The organism is Cupriavidus malaysiensis, from assembly GCF_001854325.1.
Classification (GTDB): Bacteria; Pseudomonadota; Gammaproteobacteria; order Burkholderiales; family Burkholderiaceae; genus Cupriavidus; species Cupriavidus malaysiensis.
Map to the genome: position 1 here is coordinate 755,359 of NZ_CP017755.1, position 16,219 is coordinate 771,577.

A 16,219-nucleotide genomic window follows, 5' to 3' on the forward strand; every position below is an offset into this window, starting at 1 on the left:
CGGCTCGAGCGCTCTTGTCGCTGATCGCCTTACTTCTTGCCGCGCTGGCCTGACGCATCGCCGCCCGCGCCGTTGACCGGCTCGCGCGACGCCGCGGGTGCAGTCGCCTGCGCCACCGCATCGAGGATTTCCGCCGTGCGCATCAGCGCATCGCCACGCTTCGCGAGCCGGCCCATGGCGGCATCGAATGCCCCCGACAGCGTGGGGCCGCGCCCCAGCACGACTTCCACGCCGGTGACGAAGTCCGCGCGCCGCAGCAGCACCCATTCGATCTCGTAGCCCTGGTCGACGCGCCGGCTGACGCAGGTGGCGAACGCATCGTGCACCTCGGCCCAGAGCAGGCGCCGCTGGTCTTCGGCAGACCACCCCCAGAATGCCTCTGCCACTGATTCCATTGCCGGCTGTCGATCCTTGGGCAAGGCGCGCCGCCATCGCGGTGCGCAGAAGAAAAATGGCGGCGCCGGTGCGCCGCCAGATCCAGGTGGATACAGCGAGTCGGGTACCTCGCCGGCACGCGAAGTCAGGCGTGCTACGGCACAAATTTATGGGCAGGCCCGGCTTGGCGTTACCCGCCGATTGTGGGGAGCCTGAGGCCGGCATGCCGGCGCCCGGCGCACCTTGGCAGGGTTTTTGTCGCGCTGCGTCATGGCCGGCGCGAAGGGATGCATCACGACCCGCGGGTGGCAGCGCGCCGGGGAAGCCCGCGGCCTGCAGGACGGCGCGCTGGCCCGCATCTAGAAGACGTGCTTGACCCCGGCCATCGCGCCGAACTGCCTGGCGCCGGCAACAGGATTGGTGCCGGCCTGCCCGCTGTTGACGGAGAGCGCGAGATCGCCACCGTTGACGATATAGCCGAGCGTGCCGTAGACGGCAGTGCGCTTGGTGAAGGCATAGGTGGCGCGGCTGGCGAACAGCCAGACCTTGTTCGGGCTGTGGTGGAAGCGCTGGTAGAAGGCTTCGGCTTCGAGCGTCAGCGCCGCGGTGACGGGATAGGCAGCGCCGCCGTAGAAGAGATCGCTGCGCGGCGCGGTGGGGCTTGCCTGGTTGTCGCGCCGCAGCCAGCCGCCGCCGATCTTGGCCTTGCCCAGCATCACGAAGCCGTTGACCGACAGGCGGTCATCGCGCAGCGCGCTGCGCGTGAGGCCGGCGAAGGCACCCGGGCCGCCGCGCAGCGAATCGTAGGCGACCGCGAGGCTCCAGGCCGCGGCGTCGTACTTCAGCATGGCCGACCACTCGCGGCAGGCGCGGGTATCGGCGGGATTCTCGCCCGCGCAGTTGGTGCCGGCCGGGCTCGGGCCGGCGTTCACGGTGTCGCGGCCGAAGCTGTAGGTCGCGCCCACCGTGAAGCTGCCGAAGGTGCCCTTGTAGGACACCGCGTTGTCGGCGCGCGTATTGGGAATGTAGCTGTCGATCGAGCCGGAACCGAAGATGTTCGGGCCGAGGATGTCGGGCTCCGCCATGGCCCAGAACAGCATGGTGTACTGGCGGCCCAGCGCCACCTGTCCCCAGCCGCCGGCGAGGCCGACCAGCGCCTGCCGGCCGAACAGGCGCCCGCCCTGGTTGGCCGTGCCGCTGTCCGCGGCGAAGCCCGATTCGAGCCAGAAGATGGCCTTGTTGCCGCCGCCGATGTCCTCGCTGCCGCGCAGTCCCCAGCGCGAGGGCACGGTGCCGGTGATGTTCGGCATCAGGGCGGCGCTGTCACGGTTTGCACCGATGCCGTTGACGTAGGCGATGCCGGTGTCGACGACGCCGTACAGGGTGACGCTGTCCTGCGCCTGCGCGAAGGCAGGCAGCGCGGCCGCGCAGGCGGCCGCGAGCATGGGGAACTTCATGGATGTCTCCTCTCGGTGGTGCTCGATCAGTCGAGCCGGGAATGACGTGGGTGGTGTGGGTGGCGGGGATGGCAGGGATGGCAGGGATGGCGGATTTGACCGGGATGGCGTTCGCAGGCCTGCCGGCGGCCGATGGGCCGGGCGGGGCTACTGCACGTCCAGCAGGATCTTTCCCGCCAGGTCGCCGCGCTCCAGCGCGGCGTGGGCTTCGCCGGCCTGCGCCAGCGGCAGGCGCAAGGCGATCTGCGGCCGGATCCTGGTGCCGAGCACCGGCCAGGCCCGCGCCAGCAGCCAGCGGGCGATTTCCGCCTTCTCGGCGTCCGGCAGCGGGCGCAGCAGGGAGCCTGTCACCACCGCCTCCTTGCGCATCAGTTCGCGCAGCGGCAAGGCGATATCGGCGTTGCCGCCCGGCGCCAGGTGCACCACGCGGCCGCGGCGTGCGAGGGCCGCCACGTTGCGGCGGCCGTAGTCCGGGCCCGCCATGTCCAGGATCACGTCGACACCGCGGCCGCCGGTCGCGGCCAGCACGGCCTGTTCGAAGGCGGTCTCGCGGTAGTTGAAGGCCTGCGCCGCGCCGAGCGCCTCGGCCATGGCGCATTTCGCGTCGCTGCCGCAGGTCGTGTAGACGCGATGGCCGAGCCAGCTCAGCAACTGGATCGCCAGCGTGCCGACGCCGCTGGTGCCGCCATGGATCAGCACGGACTCGCCGGGTGCCAACCTGGCCACGTTGAAGAAGTTGTGCACGGTGGTGAAGAGCGCCTCGGGCAGGGCGGCCGCATCGCGCAGGGACATTGCCGCCGGCACCGGCAGCACCTGTCCGGCATCGGCCAGCGCGTATTGCGCATAGCCGCCGCCATCGACCAGGGCGCAGACTTCGTCACCGGCCGCCACGCCGGCCACCTGCGCGCCGGTGCGCACGACCACGCCGGAGACTTCCAGCCCGGGGACGGGACGATGGGACGGGTCCGGTCCGCGCCGGCGCTGGTTGATATCGTGGCGGTTCACGCCGGCGCAGGCCACGCGGATCAGCACCTCGCCGGGGCCGCACGCGGGCACCGGCAAGGTGGCGGGAAGCAGGACCTCGGGGCCGCCGGCGGCGCTGATCAGGATGCCGGTCTGCTGTGCCGGCACGGTATCGGGAAATGGCATGGCTATCTCTTTGGCGGGAGTGGGTAAGGCAGGCGAAGGGGGAGGCGACATCGCCCGGCGTTAGGCCAGGCCGACGGGATCGGCCTGGCTGGCCGCGGCCCGGCCGCTGCGCGCCAGCAGCAGCACGAACACCGCCGCGACCGCCAGCACGCCCCCGTACAGGCGATAGAGTTGCGCCGGGGTCCAGCCGAAGGTCAGCATGTAACCGGTCCAGACCGGCACCAGCACCGATACCGCGCGCCCGAAGCCGAGCATCAGGCCGACCGCGGTGCCGCGCACGAAGGCCGGGTAGAGGGACGGGCTGACCGCGTAGAAGGCCGCCACGCCGCCACTGGCGCACAGCCCGACCAGCATCGACAGCGGTACCGCCACGTCGAGCTGCCGGAAGCAGGCGGCGTAGAGCGAGAAGACCGCCGCGCCGGCGAGCAGGATCAGGGCCGTGACCAGCAAGGGGGGCAAGCGAAGCGACAGCGCGGCGAACACCAGCGCACCCGCCACGCCGCCGATCATGATCAGCATGCCGACGTGCACGCCCAGCGCGGCATCGCCGCTGGCGTCGGCGATCAGCTTGGCGGTCCAGGTATTGGCGAAGTAGAAGGCGGCGATCAGGCCGGCGTAGCCCAGCCACAGGCAGGCGGTACGGCGCAGCATGGCCTGGCCGAAGATGGCGCGCAGGGCCGCGGCAACGGCCGGGCCGTCCCCCCTGCGTGCCGGCGCGGGCAGTTCGCGCGCCGGCGCATAGCCGAGCCAGGCGGCGATCCTGTTGTATTTTTCCAGGGCGCGGCGGGGGCGGCGCTCGATCAGGTATTCGACCGATTCCGGCAGCAGCGGAAACACGATCGCGGCCATGGCGAGGGTGAGCAGCCCGCCGCAGGCAAGCGGGCCGCGCCAGCCGAAGTGGGCCACCAGCGGCGCGATGGCGCTGCCCGCCAGCGCGGAGCCCAGCGGCAGCCCGATGCCGTACAGGCCCATCACCACGCCGCGGCGCTTCTCCGAGCTGTATTCGGAGACCAGTACATTGATGCTGGCGATGACGCCACCGATGAACAGCCCGGCGAAGGCGCGGCACATGATCAGTTCGTCGAGCCGTTGCGCGCTGGCCGACAGCAGCATGCCGCCGCTGATCAGCAGCAGGCACAGCAGGATGTGCGCGCGCCGGCCGATGCGGTCGGCCAGCGGCGAGATCACCACCGCGCCGATCGCCATGCCGAGCACGCTGGCGCTGAGCAGGTAGCCGACCTCGACCGGGCCCAGCCCCCAGGCCTTCGCCAGATGGGGCATGACGAAGGGCATGACGATGATTTCGTAGCCGTCGATCATGGTCAGCATGATGCAGATGGCCACGACGGCGATCTGCGGCCATCGCATCGGACGGTCGTGGATGGCTTGGCGGATGTCCATGGTGTTGTCTCCTCGGATCCTCGGATCCTCGTTGTTCTCGGTGTTGTTGTTGTGCGTTCTTGTCGCGCGTCTTCGCGCGCTGGCGCCCGCCCCGTGGGGGCGAGCGCTTCCCCGCGCCGGTCGATCGCGTCGGCAGCCCGCTGGCGCGGACCTTCGGCTCGGGGGGGCCGCCGCCTGCGGGCGGCAGGCTTATTCGGCGCGCACCGGGTTGCGCAGCACGCCCAGCTTGCTCACTTCGACCTCGACCACGTCGCCGTCCTTCATGAAGACCGGCGGATTGCGCTTGGCGCCGACGCCGCCCGGGGTGCCGGTGACGATCACGTCGCCGGGAGCGAGCGTGACGAAGCTGGAGCAGTAGGCGATCAGCGTGGGGATGGAGAAAATCAGCATGTCCGTGGTGGCGTGCTGCATGACCTGGCCGTTGAGGCGCGTCTCGAGCGTCAGCACCTCGTTCTCGCCGATCTCGTCGCGCGTGACCAGCGCCGGACCGAAGGCGCCGGTGGACTGGAAGTTCTTGCCGGGCCCCCATTGCGAGGTGTGCAACTGCCAGTCACGGATGCTGCCATCGTTGTAGCAGGCGAAGCCGGCGATGTGCGCGTAGGCCTTGTCCTCGGCGATGCGGCGGCCGCCCTTGCCGATCACCACGGCGATCTCGCCTTCATAGTCGAGGCGTTCCGATTCCGGCGGCAGCACGATGGCTTGCTCGTGGCCGGTCTGCGAGGCGGCCACGCGCAGGAAGATCGTCGGGCGCTCGGTGCGCTGCTTCCTGGTTTCCTGCACGTGCTCGTCGTAGTTGAGGCCGGCGCACAGGATCTTGTCGGGGTCGGCCACCACCGGGCGGAAGGCGTCGATCTCGGCCAGGGCGAAGTCGGCCGGCGACCTGGCTGCCAGTTCCTGGATGGCATCGAGGCCGGACTGGCGCAGGGCGGCGCCGAGCTCGGCCAGGCCGAGACGCGCGCCCAGGTCGACCACGCCCTCGTTGACGACGGCGCCGAAGCTGTTGGCGCCCTGGCGGGAAAAGCTGATGAGTTTCATCTGGATATCTCCGGTTGCGGATAGGTGATTGCGGATCGTGATTGCGGATCGTGATGCTCGGGACGCGAAGCCCGGGCGGCAGGCCAGGGCGATGAGAGGGTTTGCGGGGGCGGCGGCGGTGGGGGAGGCCGTGTGGGCTGTCAGGGCCGGCAGGCGGCGAGCGCCTGCGCGTCCGGGCGCAGGGCCTGCCCCAGGCTTGCCAGCAGGGCCTGCAGGCCAGGCAGGTCCGCTGCCGCGCCGTAGACGTAGCGGTCAGGGCGGATCACCAGCGCAGCGGCCTGCAGCGCATCCAGGCACGCCTGCACGGGCGCGCTGCCCTCGGTGATGACGGCGAGCGGATAGGGCAGCCGCTGCTGCAGGGCCGCCGCGGTATCGGCTGGCAGCAGGCCAGGCCTGGCCAGCACGGCGAAGGACTGCGCCGCGGCGCAGTCGAGGCGCTGTCCGTCGGCCAGCAGGGGCTGGGCGGCAACCGTGCCGCTGGCCGGCTGCGCCAGGCGCAGCGCGCTCGGGCCGAGGCGCGGGCTGAGGCTGCGCAGCAGGCGCGGCGCCGATGCCAGGGTGCGGTCGCGTTCGGCGACTTCGTCCGGGTCGCGGGCCTGGATGATACGGCCCAGCTCGACGGCCAGCCGGATGTATTCGCCGACGTGGGGCGCGCGTTCCTCCTGGTAGCTGTCGAGCAGCGTCTCCGGAGCGCCATGGCGCAGGACCGCGGCGAGCTTCCAGGCCAGGTTGGCGGCATCGCGCAGGCCGGCGCACAGGCCCTGCCCGAGGAAGGGCGGCGTCTGGTGCGCGGAGTCGCCTGCCAGCAGCAGCCGGCCGTGGCGCCAGCGCTGCGCCACCAGCGCGTGGAAGGTGTAGACCGTGGCGCGTTCGAGGTCGGCATCCTCCGGCGTCATCCAGCGCGAGATCAGCGACCAGACCGTCTCCGGCCGCGCCATCTCGGCGGCGTCCTCGCCCGCATGCAGCATGATCTCGAAGCGGCGGCGCTCGCCCACGCCGCGTACATAGGTGGCGGGGCGGGCCGGATCGCAGAACTGCACGCTGTGGTCGCCCAGCACCGACCAGGGGCGCTTGAGCAGCGCGTCGAACACCAGCCACCGCTCATGCAGGCCCAGGTCCTCCATCTCGCTGCCGATCAGCCGGCGCACCAGCGAGCGGGCGCCATCGGCGCCGATCACGTAGGCCGCCTCGATCGCCGCGAGCCTGCCGCAGCGCAGGTCTTCGTACCGGACCGTGGCACGCTCGGCGGCCGCTTCGATCGCGTAGACCTCGCAGCGCAGGTGGACCGTGGCCCCCGGCTGTGCGGCGAGGCGGGCGCGCAGGATGCGTTCCAGGTCCGGCTGGTGGAAGCGATAGCTCGCATGCCAGCCCTGCGCGCCGACCTCCGGCGGCCGGGGCCAATCCACCAGCAGCTGCCCGCCGGCATTGAGGAACTTCATGCCGGGCGACACATGGCAGGCGGCGCCGACTTCCCCGGCGACGCCGATCGCGTCGAACACCCGCATGCATTCGGCGTCGAAGTGCACCGCCCGGGGCAGCGCATAGGGGGTTGCTTCGCGCTCCAGCACCGCGACCGACAGCCCATAGGCGGCCAGCAGGTTGGCTAGCGTGGCGCCGACCGGGCCCAGCCCGATGACTGCGACATCAAACATCATGCACCGTCTCCGTATTCGTCTACTATCACAATGCGATAACAATACACAATTGATAGGATCTAAGTCAATGTAAACGTGCTAAAGTATCAATATACGATTCCAAAGGAGATCATTGATGCGCCCGGGACTGAGCTTCAGCCATGTCGGCCTCTATGTCAGGGAGCTGGCGGCCATGACCCGCTTCTATACGGAGCTGCTCGAATTCACCATCACGGACTCCGGCCAGTTGAGCGGGCCGCATGGTCCGGTGGAGCTGGTGTTCCTCAGCCGCGACCCGGACGAGCACCACCAGATCGTGCTGGCCACCGGACGGCCGGAGCACATCGATTTCAACGTCATCAACCAGGTCTCGCTGCGGGCCGACAGCCTCGCCACGCTGAAGGCGCTGTACGGGCGCCTGGCGGCGGCCGGCGCGACGGACATCCAGCCGATCACGCACGGCAACGCCGTCTCGGTCTATGCGCGCGACCCCGAGGGCAACCGTCTCGAACTGTTTGTCGATACGCCGTGGTACGTCAGCCAGCCGATGCGGGTGCCGCTGGACTTCTCGCTGGACGACGGCGTGCTGATGGAGGTGGTGGAGAAGCACGCGCGAGCGCTGCCGGGATTCGAGCCGCGGGCGGCCTGGCGGGCGCGCATGGCCGCGAAGATGGGCGTGGCCTGACCTGGGTGGCGGAGGGCGCAGGGGCAGCGGGGGCGCCAGGCGCTTTCGCTACAATGCGGGCTGTTCCCGGGCGGGCCTGCCCCCGCCCGCCGTCCTGTCCTCCGGCACCGCTTCCATGTCCAGCTCCTCCAAGATGCTCTCGATCCTCGACCTCTTCTCGGTCGAGAGTCCGGTGTGGTCATCGGATGCCATCTGCGGGGTGATCGGTTGCTCGGCGCCGACGGGCTATCGCTACCTGCGCGAACTGGTGGAAGCCGGCCTGCTGTCCCGCCTGGGCAACGGCAGCTATACGCTGGGGCCGAGGGTCATGACGCTGGACTACCAGCTGCGCACGGTCGACCCGTTCTTCCGCATCGGGCAGCCCCTGATGCGCGAGTTGTCGGAGCAGACCGGCTGCGATTGCGTGATGACGCGCATCTTCGACGAGGAGATCGTCGACACCCACCGCGAAAGCGCCGGCGGCGGCCTGGATCTCGCCTATGGCAGGGGCCGTCCGCGTCCGCTCTTCAAGGGGGCCGCGCCCAAGGTCATCCTGGCGACGCAGACACGGCCGCGGCTTGCGCGGCTGTTCGAAAAGCATGCCGCCGAGATCCGCGAGGCGGGCATGGGGACGGACTTCGAGGCGTTCTGGCGCGGCATGCAAGCGATCCGCAAGGCCGGCTACTACGTATCGCGCGGCGAACTGGAACCGCAGATGAGCTCGCTCGGGGTTCCGCTGTTCGCCTCCGGTGCCCAGGCCATCGGCGCCTTGGGGCTGGTGGCGCCGCTCAGCCGCTTCGAATTCATGGATCAGGCCAAGCTGCTGGAGCGCCTGCAGGCGACGGCGCAGAAGATATCCGGCACCGTCGCCGAGCAGGCGGTGAGCGACCAGGCGGACGGCTAGGCGAACGGCCGGGCGCGCGCCGCGCGCGGCCGGCTCAGGGCGTGACGACGGCGACCACGTCGCCCTCGGTCACGCTGTCGCCTTCGGCCACGCTGAGCCGGCCCACCCGGCCGGCGACCGGTGCTTCCACCGGGATCTCCATCTTCATCGATTCCAGCACCATGATGGCCTCGCCGGCCACCACGCTGTCGCCCTCCTGCTTCTCGATCTTCCAGACCTTGCCGGTCACGATCGCTTCCACATTGGTCGTTGCCATATTGTGTTCTCCCTTTGTCCTGGTGGTATTGCGGGTTCCTGCCGTGCCGGCGGGCCCGGCTCAGAAATTGGTCGGCCAGGTGGCCAGGTGATGCTTGCCGATGCCGCCCGCGCGCTCGCCGCGGGCCAGCTCCAGCGTGCGCACCAGGGTGGCGCGCGTGGCTTCGGGCGCGATCACGTCGTCGAGATGGCCCAGCCCGGCGGCACGCCAGGGCGCGCTGGCGCTGCGCAGTTCCTCGTAGAGCCTGGCCTTCTCCTCGCGGTCGTGGGCGGCGTCGCCGCTGGACGGGCGCAGCACGTTGACCGCCACCTCGGGCGACATGAAGCTGATGTCGGCGCCAGGCCAGGCGAACACGAAATCGGCGTCCATGCCGCTGCCGGCGAGGTTGGAGTAGGCCATGCCGTAGGACTTGCGGATGACCACTGCCACCTTGGGTACCGTGGCCAGCGCCAGCGCTTCGACGAAGTTGATGATCTTGCCGGGCATGCGCTTGTGCTCGGCGGCCTTGCCGACGAAGAAGCCCGGCGTGTCGTGCAGGAACAGCAGCGGGATGTTGAAGGAGTCGCACAGGCAGATGAAGCTGGTGCACTTGTCGCAGCCGTCCGGGCCCATCGCGCCCGCCGAGTAGAGCGGATTGCTGGCGATGATGCCGACGGTCTGCCCGTCGAGCCGCGCCAGGCAGGTGATCACGCTGCGGTCGAACTCGGGCTTGAGCTCGAACAGCTCGCGGTCGTCGACCAGCACGCGCAGCACTTCCCGCATGTCATAGGCGCGCCGCGGCGCATCCGGCACCAGCTTGCCGAGCCCGGCCTGGCGCGCGGCGATCGCCTCGGCCGTCTCGCGCGGCGCGCGTGCCGGCGGCAGCGCGCCGGCGTGCGAGGGCAGGTAGGCGAGGAAGTCGCGGATCAGTTGCAGGCAGCCTGCCTCGTCCTCGGCCACGCGGTCGACCAGGCCGGTGGTGCGTGCATGGAGCTGCCAGCCGCCCAGTTCCTCGTTGCTGACCTTCTCGCCCGTGGCGATTTCCAGCACGCGCGGTCCCGACACGGCCATGCAGCTGCCTTTAGCCTGCACCACGAAGTCGGCGAAGGCGGCGTGCCAGGAGGGGCTGCCGAAGCATTCGCCGAGGATGGCAGCGGCCATCGGCACCTGGCGCACGCGCCGCGCCAGGCTGGTGCCGACCGTCATCGAGCTGAGGCCGTCCGAACCCTGGATGTCGGGCAGGCGGGCGCCGCCGGCCTCGCCCAGGTTGACGATGGGGTAGCCCTTGTCGAGCGCCAGCTTGACGAGCTGGCGCGACTTGCGGCTGCCGACGCGGCCGCCGGTGCCGGCCAGCACCGAGACGTCGTCGGCCTTGACCACCACCGGGCGGCCGTCGATGCGGCCGACGCCGCAGACCTTGCCATCGGCCGGCGTCTTGCCTTCCATGCCGGGCACGTCCGAGTGGTTGAGCATGCCGAGCTCGAAGAAGCTGTCGGCGTCGAGCAGGGCGGCGATGCGCTCGCGCGCGTTGAGCGCGCCGCGCGCGCGGATGCGCGCGAGCTTGTCCGGGCCGCCCATCTGCGCTGCCTGCGCCTTGCGCAGCGCCAGGTCTTCGGCGGGGTTGTGCACGTTCATGGGGATTCTCGATCGGGTTCGATGGGGAGGGGGTTCAGTCCAGCTGGCTGGCCAGTTCGTGCTTCTTGACCTTGCCGGTGGCTGTCATCGGCAGGGCGCTGACGAAGCGGATCTCCGGCACCTTGTAGGTGGCCATGTTCTGCCGGCACCACTGCGTCAGTTCGGCCTCGGTGACGGTGCCGGCCAGTTCCGGGTGCAGCAGGATGAAGGCCACGGGCACCTGGCCGCGCTCGGCATCCTCGCGGCCGATCACGCCCGAGCCGACCACGGCCGGGTGCTGGCCCAGCAAGGCCTCGATCTCGGCGGGGAACACGCTCATGCCCTTGACCTTGAGCATTTCCTTGCGCCGGCCGAGGAAGTGCAGATAGCCCTGTTCGTCGTAGACGCCGATGTCGCCGGTATGGAACCAGCCGCCACGGATCGATTCGGCGCTGGCCTCGGGCTTGTTCCAGTAGCCCTTGAGCAGCGACGGCGTGCTGACCACGATCTCGCCCTCCTGTCCGGGCGGCAGCAGCGCGCCGCTGTCGAAGTCGCAGATCTTGATGCGGGTGCCGGGCATGGGAATGCCGACGAAGACGGGCTGGCCCTTGAGGTCCATGTCGTCCTCCTGCATGCCGGTGGTGAAGGTATCGCTGGTGTGGGTCTCGGTCATGCCCCAGGCACCCTCGGCCATCACCGTGCCGGTCAGCGCCAGCCAGCGGCGGCGGAACGCCGGGTTGACCTTCTTGACGAAGGACGAGACGCGCGTGGCGGCGAGCGAGCGCAGGTCATAGCGGCCGGCGTCGGCATGGTTCATCAGCTCGTCGGCGTTGTCCACCAGCATCACGGTGCGGCGGACCCGGTAGCGCTCGATGGCGGCCATCACTCCGACCGGATCCCAGCGTGCCAGCAGCACCAGCGTGCCGCCGCTGAAGATCGGGTAGATCAGGCCGATGTTCTCGCCGGCGATCCAGAACATCGACATGAAGTTCAGCGAGACCTCGTCGGGCGCGGCGCCGTGGCGGTCCGGCGCCAGCATGCCGGACATGGTGCAGCCGGTGGCGGCGGTGTAGAGCATGTCGCGCTGGGTGTGCACGCAGCCCTTGGGCATGCCGGTGGTGCCGCCGGTGTAGTTGAGCGCGGCGACCGCGTCGAGGTCGGGTGCCACCTGCGGCGGGGCGGCGCTGCAGGTCGCCAGGGCCGGCATCAGGTCGATGGTGCCGGGCGGCACCACGCGCGGGGTGTCGATGCTGTCGGGGACCGGCAGCGTGGGCCGGGCCGGCAGCAGGTCGCGATAGCCGGTGACGAAGACCGTGCGCACGCCGGTGCGCGCCTGCACCGCCAGCGCCAGCGGGGCCAGCTGGTCGAGCACCAGCAGCGTCTGCGCGCCGGCGTCGTTCAGTTCATAGACCAGCTCCTGCTCCTTGAAGAGCGGGTTGACCGGCACGTGCACCGCGCCCAGCTTGAGGATGCCGTAGAAGGCGATGTGGAACTGCGGGCAGTTGCCCAGCATCACGGCGACGCGGTCGCCGGGGCGCACGCCGTGGGCGTGCAGCAGGGCGGCGAAGCGGTCGCTGTAGTCGTCCAACTCGCGGTAGCTGAGCTCGCTGCCGTAGAAGACGATGGCGCGGTGGTCGGGGCGCTCCCTGGCCCAGGCGCGCAGGTAGCCGGTCAGCGCGATCTCGCCATGCGGGTAGATCGGCGCGCGCGGCACGCCGGCGGGCCAGTTGCGTTGCTGCAGGGCTTCGAGCTGCGAGAAGAAGGCGGCTTCGGCGGGAGTGGACACCGGAGGGCGGTGGCCGGCGGCAGCGGAGGTCATGACGCGATCAGCTCCTGTTTCGGTTGGGTGGCGGAAGGCGGGGCGCCCGCGGCGGCGAGCAGGTGGCAGGCCGCCAGGTGGGGCGGCCCGGCATTGCCGGCGGCGGCGTCGGTGGCATCGGCGGCATCGAGGCGCTGTAGCACTGGTACCTGTTCGGCACAGCGCGGCAGGGCATGCGGGCAGCGCGGATGGAACTTGCAGCCCGGTGGCGGCTGCAGGGCGGAGCCGATCTCGCCGTGGATCAGGCCTTCGGCGGGCTGGTGGTCGGGGTCCGGGCGCGGCGCAGAGCCCAGCAGCGCCTGCGTATAGGGATGGCGCGGCGCGCCGAACACGGCGGTGCTGGCGCCGCTTTCGGCCAGCGCGCCCAGGTACATCACGCCGACCGCCGAGCTGAAGTGCTCGACCAGCGCGAGGTCGTGGGCGATCACCAGGTAGGCCAGGCCGAAGGCCAGCTGGATGTCGGCCAGCAGGTTGACGATCTGCGCGCGGATGGAGACGTCCAGCGCCGAGGTGGGCTCGTCGAGCACGATCAGCCGCGGGCGCAGCGCCAGCGCGCGCGCCACCGCGATGCGCTGGCGCTGGCCGCCGCTGAACTCGTGCGGATAGAGGTCGAGCGCGCCGGCGGGCAGGCCGACGATGTCGAGCAGTTCCGCCAGCTTGGCGCGCAGCGCATCGCGGCTGCCGGCTTCGCCGTGCGCCAGCAGCGGCTCGGCCAGCAGGGTGCGCACCTTCAGGCGCGGGTTGAGCGACGAGGACGGATCCTGGAACACCGCCTGCACCTGGCGCCGGTAGCGCATCGTGCCGGCGCGGTCGAGCGCCAGCACGTCCTCGCCGTCGAAGCGGATGGCGCCGCCGTTGGGGCGTTCCAGCAACAGCAGCAGGCGCGCGATGGTGGTCTTGCCGCAGCCGGACTCGCCCACCAGGGCGAAGGTCTGGCCGGCACCGACGGCGAAGCTGACGCCGTCCACCGCGCGCACCGTGCCGCCGCCGCGGGCGGGGAAGTGCTTCTTCAGGTTGTCGACTTCGAGCAGCATGCCGGCCTCCTTCATGTGCCCTGGGCCAGCCAGCAGCTGACCTTGTGGCCGGGCGCCAGTTCGACTTCCGGCGGATAGGCGTCCTCGCACAGCGGCTTGCGCTGCGGGCAGCGCGCCGCGAAGCGGCAGCCCTTGGGCGGGTCGACCAGGCTGGGCGGGGTGCCGGGAATGGCGAACAGGCGTTCCTGGCGGCGGCCGAAATGGGGGATCGCGCGGAACAGCGCCTGGGTGTAAGGGTGGGCCGGCTCGCGGTAGAGGGTGCGTACGTCGGCGGTCTCGACGATGCGCCCGGCATACATCACCGCCACGCGGTGGCAGAGGCTGGCGGCCACGCCCAGGTCGTGGGTGATCAGGATGATGCCGACCCCGGTCTTCTGCTGGATGTCGCGGAACAGCGCCATCATCTGCACCTGGATGGTCACGTCCAGCGCCGAGGTGGGCTCGTCGGCCACCAGCAGGCGTGGCGCGCCGGCGATGGCCATGGCGGTGACCACGCGTTGCCGCATGCCGCCGCTGAACTGATGGGGGTAGTCGTCCAGCCGTGTCGCGGGCGAGGGGATGTGCACGCGTTCCAGCACCTCGGCGGCATGGCGGCGGTTGTCGGCGCGGCCGTGCGTCAGGCCGTGGTAGCGGCCGGGCGCGCCGACCTGGTCGCCGACGGTGAAGACCGGGTTGAGCGAGGTCAGCGGATCCTGCGAGACCATGGCGATCTTGCGTCCGCGGTAGACGCGGCTCATGGTGGCCTCGGGCAGCTGCAGCAGTTCCACGCCGTCCAGGCGCACGCTGCCGCCGAGCGCCACGCCGCCCTGGCGCGGCAGCAGCCGCATGATGGAGAGGATGGTCATCGACTTGCCCGAGCCGGATTCGCCGACCACGCCCAGCGTCTCGCCGGCATCGACCTGCAGGTCGACACCGTCCACGGCGCGCACCGTGCCGCGCTTCAGGCGCAGGTGGGTGGTCAGGCCGCGCACCGACAGCATCGGTTCCGCTGTGCCCGCCCCGCCGGTGGATGGCGCCGCGGTCCGCGCGCGGGCCGTCGCCTCGGCGGCGGAAGAAAGGGATTCGCTCATAGCTGCCTCCGGCGCGGGTCGAACTGGTCGCGCAGCCAGTCGCCCAGCAGGTTGGATGCCAGGCAGGTGGCCATGATGGCCAGGCCCGGCATGGTGATGACCCACCAGGCATTGCTGATGTAGTTGCGCGCATCGGCCAGCATCAGTCCCCAGGAGACGTCGGGTTGCTGGATGCCCAGGCCGAGGAAGCTCAGCGAGGCCTCGAACAGGATGACCTGGCCCACCTGCAGCGTGGCCAGCACCAGCAGGGTGTTGAGCAGGTTGGGCAGCAGGTGGCGGCGGAAGATCACCAGCGTGCCGCAGCCGGCCACGCGCGCCAGCGCGACGTAGTCGCGCTGCTTGAGCGACATCACTTCGCCGCGCACGATGCGCGCGTACCAGGTCCAGTAGGTCACCACGATGACCAGCACCACCGTCTCGAAGCCCGGCCCGAGCACGGCGGCCAGCACCAGGGCCAGCGCCAGCGCGGGGATCGACATCTGGATGTCGACCAGGCGCATGACGAGCGCGTCGACGCGGCCGCCGAAGTAGCCGGCCGCCATGCCCACCGCGGTGCCGATGCCGCCCGAGATCAGGATGGCGTAGAGCGCGACCACCAGCGAGATGCGGGTGCCGGCCAGGATGCGCGACAGCACGTCGCGTCCCATATTGTCGGTGCCGAGCGGATAGGACCAGTGGCCGCCGGCAAGCCAGGCCGGCGGCTGGAAGGCGAGGCCGAGGTCGAGCACGTTCGGATCGTGCGGCAGCAGGGCTTCGCCGCCGAGGGCGCAGGCCAGCAGCACGGCGAACACCGCGCAGGGGAACCAGGGCAGCGCGGCCAGCGTGGACCAGCGCAGCCAGGCCGGCGGCGGCGCGCGCCGCCGGGCCGCAGAAGGGGCCGGGGCCGGGGTCATCGAAGCATCGGCGCGATCAGCCATGGCGCATCCTCGGGTCGATCAGGCCGTAGCTCAGGTCGACCAGTGTGTTGGACAGCACGAACAGCACCGAGGTCAGCATGACCCCCGCCTGCACCACCGGGAAGTCGCGCGCGAACACGGCTTCCACCACGGTGCGGCCGACCCCGGGCCAGGCGAAGATGACCTCGACCACGAAGGCGCCGCCGAGCATGGCGGCGAAGTAGACGCCCAGCATGGTGACCAGCGGGATGGCCGCATTGCGCAGCGCGTACTTCCACACCAGCGCGCGCTCGGGCACGCCCATGGCGCGGCCCATGCGGATGTAGTCGCTGTCGAGCACGTCGAGCATGGCCGAGCGCACCACGCGCGTCTGCGCCGCCACCGGGTACCAGCCCAGCGCGATGGCGGGCAGCACCAGGCTGGCCGGTCCTTCCCGGCCGAAGGCCGGCAGCCAGTTCAGGCGCACGGCGAACAGCAGGATCAGCAGCAGGCCCACCCAGAAGTTGGGCATGGCCTGGCCGAGCATGGCGAAGGCCTTGCCGAAGCGGTCGAACCAGCCGCCGCGGTAGCGCGCCGACAGCACGCCGAAGGGCACGGCCATCGCCACCGAGAACAGCAGCGCGGCGACGGCCAGCTCCGCGGTGGCCGGCAGCCGCTCCAGGATCAGTCCCAGCGCCGGCACCTGCCAGCGGTAGGAGTTGCCGAAGTCGCCGCTCAGCGCGTGGCCGAGGAAGTAGAGGTATTGCGTCAGCAGCGGCCGGTCGAGGCCGAGGTGCAGCCGGGTCTGCTCGATCACGTCGGGCGGGGCGTCGGCCGGCAGCAGCAGGGCGAGCGGATCGCCCGAGAGCCGGGAGATCACGAAGATGATGACGCTCGCGCCGAGGATGCTGACGAGGCCGTGCAGCAGGCGTCTGGCGATGGGCATGCGTGGT

General features: G+C 70.7%; 15 protein-coding genes. 2 read left to right on the top strand and 13 right to left on the bottom strand.

The window, feature by feature from the left end:
- Window positions 1-29: 29 nt before the first annotated feature.
- The 6 genes from BKK80_RS23165 to mhpA all read right to left on the bottom strand — a co-directional run bounded on the left by BKK80_RS23165 (window position 30) and on the right by mhpA (window position 7,069).
- Complete coding sequence (locus tag BKK80_RS23165) at window positions 30-395, bottom strand: hypothetical protein (protein ID WP_071016716.1); 366 nt, start codon at window positions 393-395, stop codon at window positions 30-32.
- A 339-nt stretch (window positions 396-734) separates the two neighbouring features.
- Window positions 735-1,832 (bottom strand): porin, encoded by a 1,098-nt coding sequence (locus tag BKK80_RS23170; RefSeq protein WP_071071475.1) that lies wholly within the window; start codon window positions 1,830-1,832, stop codon window positions 735-737.
- Window positions 1,833-1,979: 147 nt separating this feature from the next.
- On the bottom strand, window positions 1,980-2,981 hold the full coding sequence (locus BKK80_RS23175) for an NAD(P)H-quinone oxidoreductase (RefSeq protein ID WP_071039494.1): 1,002 nt from the start codon (window positions 2,979-2,981) through the stop codon (window positions 1,980-1,982).
- Window positions 2,982-3,041: 60 nt separating this feature from the next.
- Complete coding sequence (locus tag BKK80_RS23180; RefSeq protein ID WP_071016710.1) at window positions 3,042-4,382, bottom strand: MFS transporter; 1,341 nt, start codon at window positions 4,380-4,382, stop codon at window positions 3,042-3,044.
- Window positions 4,383-4,571: 189 nt separating this feature from the next.
- Entirely contained in the window at window positions 4,572-5,417 is an 846-nt protein-coding gene (locus tag BKK80_RS23185) for a fumarylacetoacetate hydrolase family protein (protein WP_071016708.1), read from the bottom strand.
- Between the two features lie 140 nt (window positions 5,418-5,557).
- Window positions 5,558-7,069: a bifunctional 3-(3-hydroxy-phenyl)propionate/3-hydroxycinnamic acid hydroxylase MhpA gene (gene mhpA, locus BKK80_RS23190; protein WP_071073236.1), complete on the bottom strand. Its 1,512-nt coding sequence runs from the start codon at window positions 7,067-7,069 to the stop codon at window positions 5,558-5,560.
- Between the two features lie 118 nt (window positions 7,070-7,187).
- Between mhpA and BKK80_RS23195 the strand changes: the two genes are divergently transcribed.
- Window positions 7,188-7,736, top strand: a complete 549-nt coding sequence (locus BKK80_RS23195) for a VOC family protein (protein ID WP_071016705.1) — start codon at window positions 7,188-7,190, stop codon at window positions 7,734-7,736.
- A gap of 115 nt (window positions 7,737-7,851) precedes the next feature.
- Window positions 7,852-8,619 (top strand): IclR family transcriptional regulator, encoded by a 768-nt coding sequence (locus BKK80_RS23200; RefSeq protein ID WP_071016703.1) that lies wholly within the window; start codon window positions 7,852-7,854, stop codon window positions 8,617-8,619.
- A gap of 34 nt (window positions 8,620-8,653) precedes the next feature.
- Here BKK80_RS23200 and BKK80_RS23205 read toward each other — a convergent pair whose 3' ends face one another.
- The 7 genes from BKK80_RS23205 to BKK80_RS23235 all read right to left on the bottom strand — a co-directional run bounded on the left by BKK80_RS23205 (window position 8,654) and on the right by BKK80_RS23235 (window position 16,212).
- Window positions 8,654-8,875, bottom strand: a complete 222-nt coding sequence (locus tag BKK80_RS23205) for an acyl-CoA carboxylase biotin carboxyl carrier protein subunit (RefSeq protein ID WP_071039495.1) — start codon at window positions 8,873-8,875, stop codon at window positions 8,654-8,656.
- A gap of 60 nt (window positions 8,876-8,935) precedes the next feature.
- A complete protein-coding gene (locus BKK80_RS23210; RefSeq protein ID WP_071071478.1) occupies window positions 8,936-10,489 on the bottom strand; it encodes an acyl-CoA carboxylase subunit beta in 1,554 nt (517 codons plus the stop codon).
- Window positions 10,490-10,523: 34 nt separating this feature from the next.
- On the bottom strand, window positions 10,524-12,287 hold the full coding sequence (locus BKK80_RS23215; RefSeq protein ID WP_071039497.1) for an AMP-binding protein: 1,764 nt from the start codon (window positions 12,285-12,287) through the stop codon (window positions 10,524-10,526).
- A complete protein-coding gene (locus BKK80_RS23220) occupies window positions 12,284-13,321 on the bottom strand; it encodes an ABC transporter ATP-binding protein (RefSeq protein WP_071071481.1) in 1,038 nt (345 codons plus the stop codon). The genes BKK80_RS23215 and BKK80_RS23220 overlap by 4 nt, the downstream gene beginning before the upstream one ends.
- 11 nt (window positions 13,322-13,332) lie before the next feature.
- Complete coding sequence (locus BKK80_RS23225; protein ID WP_071039499.1) at window positions 13,333-14,301, bottom strand: ABC transporter ATP-binding protein; 969 nt, start codon at window positions 14,299-14,301, stop codon at window positions 13,333-13,335.
- A gap of 86 nt (window positions 14,302-14,387) precedes the next feature.
- Entirely contained in the window at window positions 14,388-15,308 is a 921-nt protein-coding gene (locus tag BKK80_RS23230; protein WP_071071487.1) for an ABC transporter permease, read from the bottom strand.
- A complete protein-coding gene (locus BKK80_RS23235) occupies window positions 15,301-16,212 on the bottom strand; it encodes an ABC transporter permease (protein ID WP_071071490.1) in 912 nt (303 codons plus the stop codon). Before BKK80_RS23235 ends, BKK80_RS23230 begins: the two co-directional genes overlap by 8 nt.
- Window positions 16,213-16,219 lie beyond the last annotated feature (7 nt).

Coding starts and splice junctions, on each gene's coding strand:
- BKK80_RS23165 (WP_071016716.1), bottom strand. CDS start 395: ATGGAATCAGTGGCAGAGGCATTCTGGGGGTGGTCTGCCGAAGACCAG.
- BKK80_RS23170 (WP_071071475.1), bottom strand. CDS start 1,832: ATGAAGTTCCCCATGCTCGCGGCCGCCTGCGCGGCCGCGCTGCCTGCC.
- BKK80_RS23175 (WP_071039494.1), bottom strand. CDS start 2,981: ATGCCATTTCCCGATACCGTGCCGGCACAGCAGACCGGCATCCTGATC.
- BKK80_RS23180 (WP_071016710.1), bottom strand. CDS start 4,382: ATGGACATCCGCCAAGCCATCCACGACCGTCCGATGCGATGGCCGCAG.
- BKK80_RS23185 (WP_071016708.1), bottom strand. CDS start 5,417: ATGAAACTCATCAGCTTTTCCCGCCAGGGCGCCAACAGCTTCGGCGCC.
- mhpA (WP_071073236.1), bottom strand. CDS start 7,069: ATGTTTGATGTCGCAGTCATCGGGCTGGGCCCGGTCGGCGCCACGCTA.
- BKK80_RS23195 (WP_071016705.1), top strand. CDS start 7,188: ATGCGCCCGGGACTGAGCTTCAGCCATGTCGGCCTCTATGTCAGGGAG.
- BKK80_RS23200 (WP_071016703.1), top strand. CDS start 7,852: ATGTCCAGCTCCTCCAAGATGCTCTCGATCCTCGACCTCTTCTCGGTC.
- BKK80_RS23205 (WP_071039495.1), bottom strand. CDS start 8,875: ATGGCAACGACCAATGTGGAAGCGATCGTGACCGGCAAGGTCTGGAAG.
- BKK80_RS23210 (WP_071071478.1), bottom strand. CDS start 10,489: ATGAACGTGCACAACCCCGCCGAAGACCTGGCGCTGCGCAAGGCGCAG.
- BKK80_RS23215 (WP_071039497.1), bottom strand. CDS start 12,287: ATGACCTCCGCTGCCGCCGGCCACCGCCCTCCGGTGTCCACTCCCGCC.
- BKK80_RS23220 (WP_071071481.1), bottom strand. CDS start 13,321: ATGCTGCTCGAAGTCGACAACCTGAAGAAGCACTTCCCCGCCCGCGGC.
- BKK80_RS23225 (WP_071039499.1), bottom strand. CDS start 14,301: ATGCTGTCGGTGCGCGGCCTGACCACCCACCTGCGCCTGAAGCGCGGC.
- BKK80_RS23230 (WP_071071487.1), bottom strand. CDS start 15,308: ATGGCTGATCGCGCCGATGCTTCGATGACCCCGGCCCCGGCCCCTTCT.
- BKK80_RS23235 (WP_071071490.1), bottom strand. CDS start 16,212: ATGCCCATCGCCAGACGCCTGCTGCACGGCCTCGTCAGCATCCTCGGC.